The organism is Streptomyces sp. Y2F8-2, from assembly GCF_014905555.1.
GTDB lineage: Bacteria > Actinomycetota > Actinomycetes > Streptomycetales > Streptomycetaceae > Streptomyces > Streptomyces cynarae.
This window is the reverse complement of the sequence record NZ_BNGS01000005.1, coordinates 86,527-102,602: the sequence shown is the minus strand read 5'-3', so window position 1 is coordinate 102,602 and position 16,076 is coordinate 86,527. Positions and strand designations below refer to the sequence as shown.

Annotated in this window: 15 protein-coding genes; 9 read left to right on the top strand and 6 right to left on the bottom strand. The window is 70.6% G+C overall.

Features of this window, described 5'->3' with window-relative positions:
- Positions 1–65: 65 nt before the first annotated feature.
- The 4 genes from SY2F82_RS18110 to SY2F82_RS18095 all read left to right on the top strand — a co-directional run bounded on the left by SY2F82_RS18110 (position 66) and on the right by SY2F82_RS18095 (position 5,093).
- Positions 66–1,691, top strand: coding sequence for an ABC transporter substrate-binding protein (locus SY2F82_RS18110; protein WP_236041600.1), 1,626 nt, complete (start codon positions 66–68; stop codon positions 1,689–1,691).
- A gap of 137 nt (positions 1,692–1,828) precedes the next feature.
- The gene (locus SY2F82_RS18105) at positions 1,829–2,821 is read left to right on the top strand and encodes an ABC transporter permease (RefSeq protein WP_200420138.1); all 993 of its coding nucleotides are present in this window, start codon (positions 1,829–1,831) and stop codon (positions 2,819–2,821) included.
- Between the two features lie 32 nt (positions 2,822–2,853).
- The gene (locus tag SY2F82_RS18100; RefSeq protein WP_200420137.1) at positions 2,854–3,930 is read left to right on the top strand and encodes an ABC transporter ATP-binding protein; all 1,077 of its coding nucleotides are present in this window, start codon (positions 2,854–2,856) and stop codon (positions 3,928–3,930) included.
- Positions 3,931–3,956: 26 nt separating this feature from the next.
- Entirely contained in the window at positions 3,957–5,093 is a 1,137-nt protein-coding gene (locus SY2F82_RS18095; RefSeq protein WP_374707175.1) for an ABC transporter ATP-binding protein, read from the top strand.
- Between the two features lie 135 nt (positions 5,094–5,228).
- On the opposite strand, the gene SY2F82_RS18090 is transcribed toward SY2F82_RS18095, so the two are convergent.
- Positions 5,229–6,584, bottom strand: coding sequence for a dipeptidase (locus SY2F82_RS18090; RefSeq protein WP_200420136.1), 1,356 nt, complete (start codon positions 6,582–6,584; stop codon positions 5,229–5,231).
- A 213-nt stretch (positions 6,585–6,797) separates the two neighbouring features.
- Between SY2F82_RS18090 and SY2F82_RS18085 the strand changes: the two genes are divergently transcribed.
- Entirely contained in the window at positions 6,798–8,030 is a 1,233-nt protein-coding gene (locus tag SY2F82_RS18085; protein ID WP_200420135.1) for a geranylgeranyl reductase family protein, read from the top strand.
- Here SY2F82_RS18085 and SY2F82_RS18080 read toward each other — a convergent pair.
- Positions 8,020–8,481, bottom strand: a complete 462-nt coding sequence (locus SY2F82_RS18080) for a nitroreductase family deazaflavin-dependent oxidoreductase (protein WP_200420134.1) — start codon at positions 8,479–8,481, stop codon at positions 8,020–8,022. The two genes, SY2F82_RS18085 and SY2F82_RS18080, sit on opposite strands and share 11 nt — an antisense overlap.
- A 285-nt stretch (positions 8,482–8,766) precedes the next feature.
- Between SY2F82_RS18080 and SY2F82_RS18075 the strand changes: the two genes are divergently transcribed.
- The 3 genes from SY2F82_RS18075 to SY2F82_RS18065 all read left to right on the top strand — a co-directional run bounded on the left by SY2F82_RS18075 (position 8,767) and on the right by SY2F82_RS18065 (position 11,471).
- The gene (locus SY2F82_RS18075; RefSeq protein ID WP_200420133.1) at positions 8,767–9,459 is read left to right on the top strand and encodes a TetR/AcrR family transcriptional regulator; all 693 of its coding nucleotides are present in this window, start codon (positions 8,767–8,769) and stop codon (positions 9,457–9,459) included.
- Between the two features lie 99 nt (positions 9,460–9,558).
- Entirely contained in the window at positions 9,559–10,809 is a 1,251-nt protein-coding gene (locus SY2F82_RS18070) for a sensor histidine kinase (RefSeq protein WP_200420132.1), read from the top strand.
- A complete protein-coding gene (locus tag SY2F82_RS18065) occupies positions 10,806–11,471 on the top strand; it encodes a response regulator transcription factor (RefSeq protein ID WP_200420131.1) in 666 nt (221 codons plus the stop codon). The genes SY2F82_RS18070 and SY2F82_RS18065 overlap by 4 nt, the downstream gene beginning before the upstream one ends.
- Here the strand turns inward: SY2F82_RS18065 and SY2F82_RS38980 are convergent.
- Positions 11,432–11,530: a DUF6332 family protein gene (locus tag SY2F82_RS38980; RefSeq protein ID WP_374707174.1), complete on the bottom strand. Its 99-nt coding sequence runs from the start codon at positions 11,528–11,530 to the stop codon at positions 11,432–11,434. The two genes, SY2F82_RS18065 and SY2F82_RS38980, sit on opposite strands and share 40 nt — an antisense overlap.
- A 170-nt stretch (positions 11,531–11,700) precedes the next feature.
- On the bottom strand, positions 11,701–13,182 hold the full coding sequence (locus SY2F82_RS18060) for an MFS transporter (protein WP_200420130.1): 1,482 nt from the start codon (positions 13,180–13,182) through the stop codon (positions 11,701–11,703).
- 86 nt (positions 13,183–13,268) lie between these two features.
- Here SY2F82_RS18060 and SY2F82_RS18055 point away from each other — a divergent pair, with 86 nt between their 5' ends.
- A complete protein-coding gene (locus SY2F82_RS18055; RefSeq protein ID WP_200420129.1) occupies positions 13,269–13,682 on the top strand; it encodes a MarR family winged helix-turn-helix transcriptional regulator in 414 nt (137 codons plus the stop codon).
- On the opposite strand, the gene SY2F82_RS18050 is transcribed toward SY2F82_RS18055, so the two are convergent.
- Together SY2F82_RS18050 and SY2F82_RS18045 are read right to left on the bottom strand one after the other, a co-directional pair.
- A complete protein-coding gene (locus SY2F82_RS18050; RefSeq protein ID WP_200420128.1) occupies positions 13,675–14,409 on the bottom strand; it encodes a maleylpyruvate isomerase family mycothiol-dependent enzyme in 735 nt (244 codons plus the stop codon). The genes SY2F82_RS18055 and SY2F82_RS18050 overlap by 8 nt on opposite strands.
- A 125-nt stretch (positions 14,410–14,534) precedes the next feature.
- The gene (locus tag SY2F82_RS18045; RefSeq protein ID WP_200420565.1) at positions 14,535–15,704 is read right to left on the bottom strand and encodes an MFS transporter; all 1,170 of its coding nucleotides are present in this window, start codon (positions 15,702–15,704) and stop codon (positions 14,535–14,537) included.
- Between the last annotated feature and the right edge of the window lie 372 nt (positions 15,705–16,076).

Here is a 16,076-nt window from a genome sequence, read left to right as displayed (position 1 = left end):
CATGACAAGAACGGAGTTCCCAGATGATGCGCAGAACGCGCACGGTCGCTCTTACGGCCTCTGCCGTGGCGATAGCACTCGGGGCCACCGCGTGCGGTGGTTCCTCGAGCAACACCAGCAGCAGTGCCCCGGTCAAGGGCGGCACGCTGACGGTCCTCGACGAGTCGGACTTCGACCACACCGACCCGCAGCGCACCTACACGACCGAGGGGCAGAGCACGGACGAGCTGTTCGTCCGCACCCTCACCGGATGGGACGAGACGGGCTCCACGCCGAAGCTGGTCGGTGACCTCGCCACCGACACGGGAACACCCAGCAAGGGCGACACGGTGTGGACCTTCCACCTGCGCCACGGAGTCAAGTGGCAGGACGGCACCGACGTCACCGCCCAGGACGTCAAGTACGGCGTGGAGCGCGCCTTTTCCGGCGACATCAACGGCGGCCCGCCGTACGCGGCGCAGTGGCTCGTCGGCGGCAGGGACTACAAGGGCCCCTACAGCGGCAAGCAGCTCGACTCCATCCAGACGCCGGACCAGTACACCATCGTCTTCCACCTCGACCAGCCGGTCGCCGACTTCAACGAGACGACGGCCATGTCCGGGTGGTCGGCGGTGCCCAAGGCCCATGACACGGGCTCGACATACGACACGCACGTCTGGTCCGACGGCCCGTACATGATCAAGTCGTACACCAAGAACAAGGAACTCGTCCTCGTCAAGAACAAGTACTGGCAGCAGTCGACCGACCCGATCCGCCAGCAGAACGTCGAGGAGTTCGACTTCAAGTTCGGCCAGGACCAGGCGGCCATCGACCAGCAGATCAAGTCGGACGGCGGAGTCGCCCAGACCTCGATCGAGCAGTACCCGCTCGCCGGCTCCGACCTCAACTCGTTCGCCAACGACCCGGCGATCAAGTCGCGTTACTACAACAACGCCGCTCCGGGCATCAACTACCTGGCGATCAACACCCGGACGGTCAAGGACATCAGGGTCCGCGAGGCGATCGAGTACGCGATCGACAAGACCACCGTCCGCGGCGCCTTCGGCGGCGAGGCGTACGGCGACTACGCGAGCACGATGCTGAGCCCCGGCGTCGGCGGTTACAAGAAGTTCAACCTGTACAGCACCAACCCGGCCGGTGACCTCACCAAGGCCAAGGCGCTGATGAAGCAGGCCGGCGACCCGAAGCCGACCATGTCGATGGCGATCGAGAACACGCCCACCCAGGAGCACTTCGGTGACGCGGTGAAGACCTCCCTCGCGGCGATCGGCATCACGGTGAACCTCGTCCCGATGCAGGTGGCGAACTATTTCAACACCGTCAACAACATCAAGAACCAGTACGACCTCACCTGGGGCGACTGGATCGCGGACTGGCCGAACGCCTCCACCGTGCTCCCCACCCTGTTCAACGGTGATCTCATCGCGCAGAACCCACAGGCCAACCAGGACCTGTCGTACCTGAACGACCCGAACGTCAATGCGCAGATCACCAAGATTTCCAAGATGGCCGACATCTCGCAGCGCAACGCCGCTTACGGGGACCTGGACGAGCAGATCATGAAGGACGCCGCTGTCGTCCCGCTCATGTACATGAAGTTCAGCGCCATCAGCGGCTCCAAGGTGGGCGGGGTCATCCCGGACACCATCATGGCCGAGCCCAGCCTCGTGCACGTCTACGTCAAGCAGTGACCCCGGTCGCCCCGCCGACGGTTCAGCCGTCGGCGGGGCCACCCCATCCGCGTCCGGCCCAACCGGGCGCAGGCACCACCCCACCGGCCCACAGCTAGAGGGAGGCGGACCGGGCACCCCCCAGGTCCCAGCACGACATGCTTCGTTATCTCATCCGCCGCTTGCTGGCAGCGGCCGTGATCCTGCTCGTGATCAGCGTGATCACCTTCTTCATCTTCTTCGCGCTGCCCTCCGACCCCGCACTCCTGGCCTGCGGAAAGACCTGTTCCCCCTCCCGCCTCTCGGAGATCAAGCATTCGCTGGGCCTCGACCGGAGCACCACGACGCAGTTCTGGGAGTTCTTCAAGGGGCTCTTCGTCGGCCGCGACTACGGCGACCAGAGCATGCGCATCCACTGCGGCGCGCCCTGCCTCGGGGTCTCCTTCCAGACCGACACCCCCGTCCTGACCACACTGCTGCAGGACTTCCCGGCGGACCTCTCACTCGGCGCCGGCGCAGCGGTGGCCTTCCTGGTCCTGGGCGTCGGCCTGGGCACGGCGGCCGCGGTGCGCAGGGGGAAAGCCGTCGACAAGGCGGCGGTCGGACTGGCGCTGGTCGGTGTCTCCACGCAGATCTACTTCGTCGGCCTGCTGCTGCTCTTCGTGTTCGTCGACAAGTGGCAGATCCTGCCCGCCTCCGGCTACACCCCCGTCACCCAGGACCCGGTGGCGTGGTTCCAGGGGCTCCTTCTGCCGTGGGCGACCCTGGTCATCGTCTACCTCGCCTTCTACACCCGGCTCACTCGCTCCTCCATGCTGGAGGTCTTCAGCGAGGACTACATGCGCACCGCCCGGGCCAAGGGGCTGCCGGCCGGCACGGTCGTCCTCAAACACGGGCTGCGCGCCGCGATCACGCCGATCATCACCATCTTCGGCATGGATGTCGGCTCGCTCATCGGCGGCTCCGCGGTCATCACCGAGTCGGTGTTCGGCATCAACGGCATCGGCAAGCTGGCGGTGAACTCGGTGGAGAACTCCGACCTGCCCGTCATCCTCGGCACCACCCTCTTCGCCGCCACGTTCGTCGTCCTCGCCAATGTGGTGGTGGACCTGGTGTACGGCCTCGTCGACCCCCGCGTACGCCTCGCCTGACACCCGACCCCGCAGCCCCCAAGGAAACACCAGTGTCCCTGCAGACCTCGCCACAGCCCGCGGACGTCGCGCCCGCGCCCTCCTCCTTCCTCGACGTGCGGGACCTGCGCGTGCACTTTCCGACCGAGGACGGCCTCGTCAAGTCCGTCGACGGAGTGTCCTTCACCCTGGAGAAGGGCCAGACCCTCGGCATCGTCGGTGAATCCGGCTCGGGCAAGTCGGTGACCTCACTGGCCCTGCTCGGGTTGCACAAAGGCACGCGCGCCCGGGTCTCCGGGGAGATCTGGATGGAGGGCAGGGAACTCGTCGCCCTGCCCGAGAACGAGATGCGGGAGCTGCGCGGCGACACGGTCTCCATGATCTTCCAGGACCCGCTGTCCGCGCTGCACCCGTTCTTCACCGTCGGCGCCCAGATCGCCGAGGCCTACCGGGTGCACCACAAGGTCTCCAAGAAGGAGGCCAAGGACCGCGCCGTGGAGATGTTGAAGCGGGTCGGCATACCGCAGCCCGAGCGGCGGGTGAAGGACTACCCGCACCAGTTCTCCGGCGGAATGCGACAGCGCGCCATGATCGCCATGTCCCTGGTCTGCGACCCCGCGCTGCTCATCGCCGACGAGCCGACCACCGCCCTCGACGTCACCGTCCAGGCGCAGATCCTGGACCTGATCCGCGACCTGCAGGAGGAGTTCGGCTCCGCCGTCATCATCATCACCCACGACCTCGGCGTGGTGGCCGACATCGCCGACGACATCCTGGTCATGTACGGCGGCCGTCGGATCGAGTACGGCACCGTGCGGGACGTGCTGAAGCAGCCCGAGCACCCCTACACCTGGGGACTGCTCCAATCCATGCCGCACATCCACGACGACGTCACCCGGCGGCTGAACCCGATCCCGGGCAGCCCGCCGAGTCTGATCAACCTTCCCGGCGGCTGCGCCTTCCACCCGCGCTGCGCCTACAAGGGCTGGGTGCCCGACGGGCGTTGCACGGTGGAGCGGCCCGAACTGCTGGCGGTCTCCGGTACCGCCGAGCACATCGCCGCCTGCCACCTCACCGCAGAGACCAAACAGCAGATCCGCGGCGGCCGAGCCGCAGGGGCCGAGCAGTGACGGCGACGGACGAACAGGAGCATGCCGTGAGCACCACCCAGTCCATCCCCGAGCAGGAGCTCGCTTCCCCGGCGTCCGCGAAGCCGCCGGCCGGCGAGAACCTGCTCGAGGTCAGTGGTCTGCAGAAGCACTTCCCGATCCGGCAGGGCATCGTGTTCCAGCGGCAGATAGGGGCCGTGCACGCCGTCGACGGAATCGACTTCTCCGTGAGGGCCGGCGAGTCGCTGGGCCTGGTCGGCGAATCCGGGTGCGGCAAGTCGACGACCGGACGCCTGATCACGCGGCTGCTGGAGCCCACGGCCGGCAGCATCGTGTTCGACGGTGAGGACATCACCCACAAACCCGTCGCGAAGATGCGGGAGGCGCGCCGGAACCTCCAGATGATCTTCCAGGATCCGTACTCCTCGCTGAACCCGCGGCACACCGTCGGCACCATCATCGAGACTCCGATGAAGCTCAACGGGATCAACCCGCCACAGGGCCACAAGAGGCGCGCCCAGGAACTGCTGGAGACGGTGGGTCTCAACCCCGAGCACTACAACCGCTACCCGAACGAATTCTCCGGCGGCCAGCGCCAGCGCATCGGCATCGCCCGCGCACTCGCCCTGCGGCCGAAGCTGATCGTGGCCGACGAACCGGTCTCGGCGCTGGACGTGTCCATCCAGGCCCAGGTCGTCAATCTGCTGCAGGACCTGCAGCGGGAGTTCGGCATCGCCTTCGTCTTCATCGCCCACGACCTCGCCGTCGTCCGCCACTTCTCCGAGCGGGTCGCGGTGATGTACCTGGGGAAGATCGTCGAGGTCGCCGACCGGGAGACGCTCTACACACGGCCTCGGCACCCCTATACGCACGCACTGCTGTCCGCCGTTCCCGAGGCCGATCCGGACAGCACCGAGCGGCGCGAGCGCATCCGCCTGGCCGGCGACGTGCCGTCCCCGATCGACCCGCCCTCGGGATGCCGCTTCCGCACCCGTTGCTGGAAGGCGCAGGACAAGTGCGCGACCGACGAGCCGCCGCTCGTCCGCCTCACGGCCAACCCCGAGGGACATCTGACCGCCTGCCACTTCCCCGAGGAGCCGACAGTAGAGGCACGCGGCGAGGACATCGTCCTCGACCCGGCCCTCGCCGCGCTGGAGAAGTCACCGACCGAGAGGAACTCCTGACCGGGTGAGGGCACCTGCCCAAGGCCCTGGCCCGTGAGGCGCTCGGCGTGCGACGGGGCGGGCGGCTTCACCGTACGGAGACCGCCCGCCGACGTCCTCCGCGCGCCACACGGTGGACGTCGCCGTCGGGCGGCCTCAGCTCGCCGCGTAGTTCCGCAGGAACAGCGCCTCCGCGACCGACAGCCGCTCCAACTCCTGTGGGGACACGCTCTCGTTGACCGCGTGGATCTGGGCTTCCGGCTCGCTCAGACCTATCAGCAGGATCTCCGCCCCCGGGTAGAGCGACGCGAGGGTGTTGCAGAGCGGGATGGAGCCGCCCTGGCCCGCGTAATTCATCTCCTGACCGGGGTACGCGACCGCCATCGCCTCGGCCATCGCCGCGTACGCCGGGCTGGAGGTGTCCGCGCGGAACGGCTGGCCCTGCCCGATCTGCTCCGTCCGCACCCGCGCGCCCCACGGCGTATGCGTCTCCAGGTGGGCCCGGAGCAGCTTCGTCGCCTCGACCGCGTCCACGCCCGGCGGCACCCGGAGGCTGATCAGCGCCCGCGCACTCGCCTGCACCGACGGGGTCGCACCGACGACCGGTGGGCAGTCGATGCCGAGGACGGTCACCGCCGGGCGCGCCCAGATGCGGTCCGCGACCGATCCGGAACCGATCAGCTCCACCCCGTCGAGGACCTTGGCATCCCTGCGGAACTGCTCCTCGTCGTAACTCAGGCCCTCCCACGGGGACTCGCCGTCGAGACCCTCCACGGTCGTCGAACCGTCCTGAGCGCGCAGCGAGTCGAGCACACGGATCAGCGCGGCCAGCGCGTCGGGCGCAGCGCCGCCGAACTGACCCGAGTGCAGGTTGCCTTCGAGGGTGTCGATCTGGACGCGGACCAGGGTCATGCCGCGCAGGGTGGTGGTCACGGTCGGCAGGCCGGCGCGGAAGTTGCCCGCGTCGCCGATGACGATCGTGTCGGCCGCGAGCAGGTCGGGATGCTCCTCGGCGTACCGCTCCAGGCCGCCCGTGCCCTGCTCCTCCGAACCCTCGGCGATGACCTTGACGTGCACGGGCACGCCGCCGTTCGCCTTGAGCGCGCGCAGTGCCAGCAGATGCATGATGACGCCGCCCTTGCAGTCGGCGGTGCCGCGCCCGTACCAGCGGCCGTCACGCTCGGTCAGCTCGAACGGCGGCGTGGTCCAGCCGGCCTCGTCCAGCGGCGGCTGCACGTCGTAGTGGGCGTAGAGCAGCACGGTCTTCGCACCCTCGGGGCCCGGCAGGTAGCCGTACACCGACTGCGTGCCGTCCGGGGTGTCGAGCAGCGCCACGTCCTGGAAGCCCTCGGCGGTGAGCGCTTCGGCGATCCACCGCGCGGCGCCCTCGCTCTCGCTCCTCGGGAACTGGTCGAAGTCCGCCACCGACTTGAAGGCCACCAGCTCGGTGAGCTCCTCCTTCGCCCTGGGCATCAGCGAGGCGACGGTCTCGGCGACCGGATTCGACGACATGGAAGCGCTCCTCGTAGGTTGCGACTCAGGTACCGACGAGTACCTCTGGTGTGTACGTGTGCGGGTGTGTAACGGGCGGTCCTTCGGGCGTACGCGCATGCCGACGACAGGGCGCATACGCTGCAGATCCTCCCACAGCGGGCTGTGAGGACGCGGCCGTAGGATGCGGGGGACAGATGCGGCAGGCGGCTTGATCGGGAGCAGTAGACCATCGTGAGCGGCGAGAACTCTTCGGCGGACGGCGTGCAGCGGGTGTGGGACGTCGTCGTGGTGGGCGCGGGACCCGCGGGGGCCTCGGCCGCCTACGCGGCGGCGGTCGCGGGACGCAGCGTGCTGCTGCTGGAGAAGGCCGAGCTGCCCCGCTACAAGACGTGCGGCGGCGGCATCATCGGCCCCTCGCGCGACGCCCTGCCGCCCGGCTTCGAGCTGCCGCTGCGCGACCGGGTGCACGCGGTCACCTTCTCGCACAACGGCCGCTTCACCCGCACCCGCCGTTCCAAGCAGATGCTGTTCGGGCTGATCAACCGGCCGGAGTTCGATCAGCAGCTCGTCGAGTACGCGCAGAAGGCGGGTGCCGAGCTGCGCACCGGGGCCACGGTGTCGCGGGTCGAGCAGCACGGCTCTGCGGTGCCGGACCGGCGCACGGTCGCCGTCGTCCTGCAGGGCGGCGAGACGCTGCTCGCCCGGGCCGTGGTGGGCGCGGACGGCAGCGCCAGCCGGATAGGAGCCCATGTCGGGGTGAAGCTCGATCAGGTGGATCTCGGCCTGGAGGCGGAGATCCCGGTTCCGGAGACCGTCGCCGAGGACTGGAAGGGGCGGGTCCTCATCGACTGGGGGCCGATGCCGGGGAGCTACGGCTGGGTCTTCCCTAAGGGTGACACGCTGACCGTGGGCGTCATCTCGGCGCGTGGTGAAGGTGCCGCGACCAAGCGGTACTTGGAGGACTTCATCGCGCGGCTCGGACTCGCCGGGTTCCGGCCGAGCATTTCCTCCGGGCACCTGACCCGCTGCCGCGCCGACGACTCGCCGCTGTCGCGCGGGCGGGTGCTGGTGTGCGGGGACGCGGCGGGGCTGCTGGAGCCGTGGACCCGGGAGGGGATCTCGTTCGCGCTGCGGTCCGGGCGGCTCGCGGGGGAGTGGGCGGTACGGATCGCGGAGGCGCACGACGCGGTCGACACGCGCCGTCAGGCCCTGAACTACGCCTTCGCCATCAAGGCCGGCCTGGGCGTCGAGATGAGCGTCGGCAAGCGGCTGCTGAACGCGTTCGAACGCCGCCCCGGTCTCTTCCACGCGGCTCTGACCGGTTTCCGGCCCGCCTGGAACGCGTTCAAGGACATCACGCAGGGGGCCACGTCCCTGGGCGAGATCGTCCGCAACCGCCCGATCGCCCAGCGCGCCCTGACCGCGCTGGACCGGCGGCCGGCGGGCGGCGAGGTCAGCTCGTGACCGTGATCCGGAAGACGGGGTGGTCGGGGGCGATACGGCGCAGGTCGGTGTCGGGGGAGTCGGGACCGACCCCGTTGAAGAAGACGCCGACCTCGGCCTTCCAGCGCTTGAGGTAGGCGCGCAGCAGCGGGACCTTGTCGTCGTCGGCGACCTCGGTGGCGGTGAACACGTCCACGTGCTTGCCCAGCCGGAGCTCGCCGCCGCCGGCGGCGCGCATGTTGTGGGTCCACTGGACGTGGCCGCGGGGGGCGAGAAGATACTGCTGCCCGTCCACGGTCAGCAGGTTGACGGGGGTGGTCCGCCACTCGCCGGTCTTGCGGCCGCGGACCGCGAGGACCCGGGAGCCCCAGACACTGATGCCGCGGCGGGTCAGCCAGGCCACAGCGCGGTTGAAGACGTTGACGGTGAACCAGCCGGGCTTCCGGACGTGCGCGGACCGGGCGTCGGACATGACGGGGCCTCCTGGGGCCTGGAAGTGTGAGCGGTGCTCTCGCTTGAGAGCAGTGTGCGCTAGATCGGTGGTCCAAAGCAAGAGCGGTGCTCTCTTTTTAGGGCGGCGCTCTCGAGGTGGGGCGCCGCTCCTTGCCAAGCGGCGCCCCGGTCTGTGTGCGTCTCTCTCCTGTGCGCGCACCGCTCGCGTCGCAGCCCATCGCTCACGTCGCAGCCCGCCGCTCACCTCAGAGCGCACTGCTCTCGTTTGTGTGCACTGCTCCAGAACCGTGGCAGACTGCCCAGCATGAACATCCCCCAAGGAGCCCGCGCCCGTGCCCGCATGGAGGTAACCGCCGCCATCAAGGACGAGGCGCGCAGACAGCTCGCCGCCGGAGGCGCCGCCGCGCTCTCCCTGCGCGCCGTCGCCCGAGAGCTGGGCATGGTCTCCTCCGCGCTCTACCGCTACTTCCCCAGCCGCGACGACCTGCTCACCGCGCTCATCATCGACGCCTACGACTCCCTCGGTGAGGCCGCCGAGGCAGCCGACGCCCAGGCCGGTGACGCCGCCCCCGCCCAGCGCTGGGTCGCCGTGTGCGAGGCCGTGCGCGCCTGGGCGCTGGCGCATCCGCACGAGTACGCGCTCATCTACGGCTCGCCCGTGCCCGGATACTCCGCACCCCAGGCCACCGTCCCGGCCGCCTCCCGCGTCGGGGTCCTGCTGATCGGCATCGTCCGCGACGCGTACCGGCAGCACGGTGTGGCCCGCACCCGGGTCCCCGCCGAGCTCGAGCCCGAAGCCCGGCGCATGGCCGGCGAGCTGGCGCCCGACCTGCCGCCCGAGGCGGTCGCCGCCCTGGTCGCCGCCTGGGCGCAGCTGTACGGGCTGGTGGGGTTCGAGCTGTTCGGGCAGTTCAACAACGTCGTGGAGGACCGCGCGACGTTCTTCCGGCACGCCGCGGCCCAGCTCGCGCACGGCGTGGGCCTGGTGTTCCCGTAGGGGGCCCGGTGCCCCCGTGGGCGTACTCCCCGGGGAGTATCCGTGATCACCTCGCCCGGCCGACGCCGTCCCCCGCCAGGGCCGTCTAGCGTGAACGGCATGGAGGAGCAGCACGCAGACGCCCCGTGGCGGGGGAAAGGACCGCCGTCGTGGAGGCACGGGCCGCCGTGGTGGAGGCATGAGCCCCGCGGCTCCGGCCTTCCCTGGCGTTCCACCCTGCTGTTCACCGCCTTCGTGGTCGTCGGCACGCACTTCTCCGCCCGCAACCAGCACGGCCACCGCGCGTCCCTCGACGTCCTCGCCTACGTGCTGGTCGTCGTGGCCTCGGGAGCGCTGCTGTGGCGGCAACGGCATCCCGTGCCGGTCGTCTTCGTGACGGCAGCGGCGGCCATGGTGTACCTGGGCGCCGGATACCCGTACGGCCCGGTCTTCTTCACCGTCGCCGTCGGCTGCTTCAGCGCCCTCGCCGCGGGCCGCCGCACCGCGGCGTGGACGGCTGTCGGGATGTTCTGGGCCGGGCACGTCCTGGTCGCGCACTGGCTGTACCGATGGCTGCCGCCGCCCGGGGACTCCGCGGCCTCCTGGGGGCAGGAACTGCTCATCTCCGCCTGGGTGGTGGCCATCGTGGCGATGGCGGAACTCGTGCGCGTGCGGCGCGAGCAGTGGGCGCGCGAGCGGGCCGAACGGGCCCAGGCCCTACGGCGGCGCGCCGACGAGGAGCGGTTGCGCATCGCCCGTGAGCTCCACGACGTCCTCGCCCACAGCATTTCGGTGATCAACGTCCAGGCCGGCGTCGGCCTCGCGCTGCTGGACTCCGACCCGGAGCAGGCGCGTACGGCGCTCACCACCATCAAGGCCGCCAGCAAGGAGGCGCTCGGGGAGGTGCGCCAGGTGCTCGACAGCCTGCGCACGCCCGGGGACGCGCCGCGCGCGCCCGCGCCGGGTCTGGACCGGCTGCCGGAACTCGTCGAGCAGGCCGCGGGCGCCGGGCTGACGGTGACGGTCGAGGGCGAGGCGCCGCGGCTTGCGCCGGGCACCGATCTCGCCGCGTTCCGCATCGTGCAGGAGGCGCTCACCAACGTCGTACGCCACTCGGGATCCCGGCACGCGCGCGTGCACGTCGACAGCGCTCAGGGTGTGCTGCGCCTTCGCGTCGACGACGACGGGCCCGCGACCGGCGCCGAGGCGGGCGGGAGCGGGAACGGCCTGGCCGGGATGAGGGAGCGGGCGGCCGCGCTCGGTGGCACGATCGAGGCGGGCCCGCGCGCGGACGGCGGTTTCCGGGTGCTTGCCGTACTGCCGCTGAGGACATCGACCGAGGGGGCACTCGCGCACAGGGAGGACCGTTGATCCGGGTACTGCTCGCCGATGACCAGTCTTTGGTCAGGGCAGGGTTCAAGGCGCTGCTCGACGCCCAGCCGGACATCGAGGTGGCCGGGGAGGCCGCCGACGGCGAGGAGGCGTTGCGCACGGTGCGCGAGGCGCGGCCCGACGTCGTGCTGATGGACATCCGCATGCCGCTGCTCGACGGGCTCGCCGCGACCCGCCGGATCACCCGGGACCCGGACCTGGACGGCGTGAAGGTGGTCATGCTCACCACCTTCGAACTCGACGAGTACGTCTTCGAGGCGATCCGCTCCGGTGCCTCCGGCTTCCTCGTCAAGGACACCGAGCCGGAGGAACTCCTGCGCGCCGTACGGGCGGTGGTCGCGGGCGACGCCCTGCTCTCTCCGAGCGTGACGCGGCGGCTGATCTCCGAGTTCGCGGCCCGCTCCAAGGAGCCCGCGGCCACCGCGTCGCTCACCGGACTCACCGAGCGGGAACGGGAGGTGATGGCCCTGGTCGGCATCGGACTGTCCAACGAGGAGATCGCCCGCCGGCTGGTCGTCAGCCCGCTCACCGCGAAGACCCACGTCAGCCGCACCATGGTGAAACTGGGCGCGCGGGACAGGGCCCAACTGGTCGTGCTGGCCTACGAGTCGGGGCTGGTACGACCGGGCTGGCTGGGCTGAGCACCCCCACCGCGCCCGAAGCGGACCGGCACGCCGACGACACGCACGAGGAACACCACGGACGCCACCGCGATGCCCGAGGTGACGAGCGTGTGCCGCGTGCCGCCCGACAGCCCGAAGTCAAACAGGCGTACGCCCGGCGGGGCAAGGAACCCCGCCGGGCGTACGTGAGGAGGCGTCCCCCAAGGGCCTCTCGTTGATCATGCCGGGCTGATCCGAACGAAAGACCCTAGTCGCGGACCCCGACCGGTTCCGCGTTCGCCTCCTCCTGGAGGGACTTCGCGACCACCAGGGATCGCTGTGTCCGGCGCGTGCGCAGGCCCGTGAGGGTGATCAGCAGGCCTGCCAGGGCGATGCCCGTGACCACGATCAGGCCGGGCCGGTAGCTGTCGAGGACGGCCTGCGCCGAGGGATGCGCGGGCGCGTTGGCGGTCACCACCGCGGTGACGACGGCCAGGAAGATCGCGCCGCCCACCTGGACCGAGGTGTTGAGCAGGCCGGACACCATGCCCTGCTCGTGGTCGTCCACGCCGTTCGTGGCCTGGATGTTGAGCGAGGGGAAGACCAGGGCGCAGGCCGCGCCGATGAGCAGCATGCTCGGCAGGATGGCCGCTGCGTACGCCGGGTGCAGGTTCACGCGGAGGAACAGGGCGTATCCGGCGACCATGAGGGCGAAGCCCACCGCGATCAGCCGCTGGGTGCCGAAACGGTCCACGATCGCGCCGACCTTCGTCGAGGACACGGCCACCAGCGCGCCCGCCGGGAGGAACGCGAGTGCCGTGTGCAGTGCGGACCAGCCGAGCAGCGACTGCATGTACAGAGTGACCAGGAACTGGAAGCCGACGTACGAGCCGAAGAAGGCCATGGCCCCGAGCTGGGCGCGGACCTGGTTGCCGGAGCGCAGCACGCCGAGCCGGATCAGCGGTCCCGCCGAGCGCCGCTCGACCACGACGAAGACGGTGAGGAGGGCGGCGACGGCGAGGAAGGACAGCAGCGTGCGGGCGGAGGCCCAGCCGACGTGCGGCGCCTCGACGACGGTGAAGACGAGCAGCAGCATCGAGGCGGTGCCGAGGACGGCGCCGGGGATGTCGTAGCCGTTGTGGTCCTTCTCGCGTGCGCTGCGCGGCAGCAGCTTCAGGCCGGCGAGCAGGGCGAGCAGCGCGATCGGCGCGGGCAGCAGCATGGTGAAGCGCCAACTGGCCTCGGTGAGCAGGCCGGAGAGCACCAGGCCCATGGAGAAGCCGGTGGCGGCGCAGGTGGTGTAGATCGACAGGGCGCGGTTGCGCAGCGGGCCCTCGGGGAAGGTCGTGGTGATGATCGACAGGCCCGCCGGTGCGGTGAACGCGGCGCTGAGGCCCTTGATGAACCGGCTGGCGATCAGCAGCGGACCGGAGTCGACGAGTCCGCCGAGCAGCGAGGCGAGCGCGAAGACGCCCAGTGCCACCAGGAAGACCTGGCGCCGGCCGAGCAGGTCGGCCGTGCGTCCGCCGAGGAGGAGCAGCCCGCCGTAGCCGAGGATGTAGCCGCTGACGATCCACTGGAGCGTCGACGTCGTCAGATGGAGGTCGGTCCCGATGGACGGCAGGGCGACGCCGACCATGGACACGTCCAGTGCGTCGAGGAACATCGCGGCGCAGAGCACCAGCAGGGTGCCCCAGAGCCGGGGGGTCCAGCGTCCTTCGAACGCGGGTGTGGTGAGCGGAGAGGTCATGCCCGACAGACTTCCATGCATTTGCATTGGATGCAAGTGCATTTAATTCGGATGCAACAAAGCCTGCTCTCTGCTACGGTGCGGCCATGGCTGCCAAGGACGAGGCGGACACTTCCGACCGGGCGCTCGTGGACCGGTGGCGCGACATCCTGGCGCTGCACGCCCGCACCCAGTGCGAGCTCGACCGCGCCCTGCACCAGCACGGTCTGTGCGCCAGCGACTTCGAAGTGCTGGACGTGCTGTCCGACGGGCCGGGGCCGGCGGCGGACGGCTCCTGCGGCTACCGCGTCCAGGAGATCTCCGAGCGGGTCCACCTCAGCCAGAGCGCGCTGTCACGGCTGATCGCCCGCCTGGAGAAGGACGGCCTGGTCGAGCGCGCCCTGTGCACCGAGGACCGGCGGGGTGTGCGGGTGACGCTCACGGACAAGGGCCGCGCCCTGCACGACGAGGTGCGGCCGGTGCAGCGCGCGGTGCTGACCAGGATGCTCAGCCTCAGGTGACGGCGGACCTCTCACGCCACAGCGCGGCGAGGGAGGTGTCACCGGTCACGTCCGGGAACGGCAGCCGGTTCCACAGCGACAGGTACAAGTGCGCCGCGGGCCCGGCCACTTCGCAGTCGGCGTCGCCGCTCCCGCCCTGCTCGGTCACGGGAGGCTCGCCCGACAGCCGTACGGTCCACACCGCGCCGTCGGCGTCCGTCGCCCGCACCCGCAGCACCCGCGGCTCCTCGCTGCGGACCCGGCTCTTGGAGCGGGCGTGGAAGCCGCGCAGCAGCTCGTCGATGCCGTCCACCGCGAATTCCCGGCCGATCCCGGTGGGCGTACCGCCGCGTGCCGACTCGGCGTCGATCCGGTGCACCGTCGTCTCGTGCGCCTGCCGCCGGGCCCAGAAGGCCAGCGGCGAGGGCGCGGGCAGGAAGTGCCAGCACCGGACGTCGGGCGCGGCCGAGGAGAGGGTGTCGACGAGGTGGCGGTGCCCCTCCCGGAACCAGGCCGTCAGCTCCGTCCCGTCGAGGTCCGGCAGCCCACTGTCAGGGCGGTACGAGGTGTGCCCCTCGGCGACGAAGGCCGCCGCCCAGCGGTGCACCACGCCGGTGTGCCGCAGCAGATCCCGAACCTGCCAGCCCGGGCAGGTCGGCACCTTCGCCTCGGTACCCGCCTCTTCGGCCGCCGCGGCCAGCAGCCGGCCCTCCCGGTCCAGGGCTCCCACGAACTCGGCAGTCTCCATGCGGCGAGTGTGCCGGATGAAGCGCACTCCAGGGCAAGAGCGACCCCCGTATCAAGAGCGACCCCGGTATGAAGGGCGACCTGGGCCGCCCCGGCCGGTGTGAAGTCCTCGACGGCCTCCTCCGGTCACGGGCGGCCTGCGGTCGCGCGGCGCGCCCCGTATCCGATCGCGGAGGCGACGGCCGCGAGGACGGCCACGCTGGTGAGCGCGGTGGGCAGTGAGAACCAGTCGGCCATGAACCCGATGGCGGGCGGGCCGAGGAGCATGCCGCCGTAACCGAGTGTCGAGGCCACCGCGACTCCGCCCGGGCCCGCGAGCGCACCGGCTCGCTCCACGGCGACCGGAAAGAGGTTGGCGAGGCCCAGCCCGGTGACGGCGAAGCCGAGCAGGGCCGCCCACACCGACGGCGCGAGCGAGCCGAGCAGCATGCCGGCCGATGCCGTGGCGCCGCCGGCCACCACCGTACGGACCCGCCCGAGCCGTTCGAGGAGCGTGGTCCCGCTGATCCGGCCCACCGTCATGGCGAGCGCGAAGCAGGAGTAACCGGCCGCCGCCACCCCGGGGTGGGCGTCGAGGTCCTGTTCCAGGTGCAGCGCGCCCCAGTCCGCCAGCGCGCCCTCACCGTAGGCGGTGCACAGCGCGATCAGGCCGAACACGGTGACCAGGCCCCGCGTTCGGGTGCCGAGACGGTGTGGCGCGGTGTCCTCGGGCCGCGCCCTGTCCGGCGGTTCCGGGGGCCGCTGGCGCAGCAGCGTGGGCCCGGCGACCGCGGTCACGAGCAGGCCCGTCACGGTCAGTCCGAGCAGGTGCCGGGTGGGCGACAGCGATCCGGCGACCAGTCCGCCGAGCCCGGCGCCCACCATGCCGCCCAGGCTGAACGCGGCATGGAAGCTGGGCATGACCGGCCGCCGCAGTGCGGCCACCAGGTCGACGGCGGCACTGTTGAACGCGACGTTGATGCCTCCGTACGCCATCCCGAAGACAAGCAGGACGGCGCCGAGCGCCGGTGCGGAGTGGGTGAGCGGGGGCAGGGCCACGCTCAGCGACAGCAGGACCGCACAGACGACGGTCACCGGGTGGCTGCCGAACCGGCGGCAGAGCCGGCCGGTCAGCGTCATCGTGATCACCGCGCCCGCGGACACCCCTAGCAGCGCGAGCCCCAGGGTGCTCGCCGACGCGCCCGTCTGCTCCTTGACGTCCGGGATGCGTACGACCCAACCGGCGAAGACGAAGCCGTCGAGGGCGAAGAAGGCGGTGAGGGCGACACGGAGCCGGGTGAGGTCGCTGCCCGGCACGCCTTTGTGCAGGACTGATTTGTTTATGAGCGGCACAAAATGAGGCTAGGAGAGTCAGCCCCGGCTGGGCAAGGCGATGGCGGGTACCGCCCGAGCCGGGTGTCGCACGCGCCGGAACGGTAAGTCCGGGAGGGGGGCGGCCCTGAGGCGGCCGAGCGGAACGTCTCCCGTGCGCACTTTCGTTACGGCAGGCGCTCTTGACAGCGTGCGCAGTGTTTCGCGACGTTTGATCCCTGCCGAACGTGTTTCGTCCCGGTCCTCGATCGTGACACGAGCGCGTACACGGCGTCCGGGCCGGAAGGGCCCGAAGCAGTGACAGGACGCGACAGCGTCACAGGGGGGAGCGGTCGTCCATGCGGTCCACGAGCAGAT

What these genes read in the sequence shown, in the direction of transcription:
- SY2F82_RS18105 (WP_200420138.1), top strand. Translation starts at nt 1,829, where the DNA reads ATGCTTCGTTATCTCATCCGCCGCTTGCTGGCAGCGGCCGTGATCCTG.
- SY2F82_RS18090 (WP_200420136.1), bottom strand. Translation starts at nt 6,584, where the DNA reads ATGTCGTCGAATCCGGTCGCCGAGACCGTCGCCTCGCTGATGCCCAGG.
- SY2F82_RS18080 (WP_200420134.1), bottom strand. Translation starts at nt 8,481, where the DNA reads ATGTCCGACGCCCGGTCCGCGCACGTCCGGAAGCCCGGCTGGTTCACC.
- SY2F82_RS18075 (WP_200420133.1), top strand. Translation starts at nt 8,767, where the DNA reads ATGAACATCCCCCAAGGAGCCCGCGCCCGTGCCCGCATGGAGGTAACC.
- SY2F82_RS18070 (WP_200420132.1), top strand. Translation starts at nt 9,559, where the DNA reads ATGGAGGAGCAGCACGCAGACGCCCCGTGGCGGGGGAAAGGACCGCCG.
- SY2F82_RS18060 (WP_200420130.1), bottom strand. Translation starts at nt 13,182, where the DNA reads ATGACCTCTCCGCTCACCACACCCGCGTTCGAAGGACGCTGGACCCCC.
- SY2F82_RS18055 (WP_200420129.1), top strand. Translation starts at nt 13,269, where the DNA reads ATGGCTGCCAAGGACGAGGCGGACACTTCCGACCGGGCGCTCGTGGAC.
- SY2F82_RS18050 (WP_200420128.1), bottom strand. Translation starts at nt 14,409, where the DNA reads ATGGAGACTGCCGAGTTCGTGGGAGCCCTGGACCGGGAGGGCCGGCTG.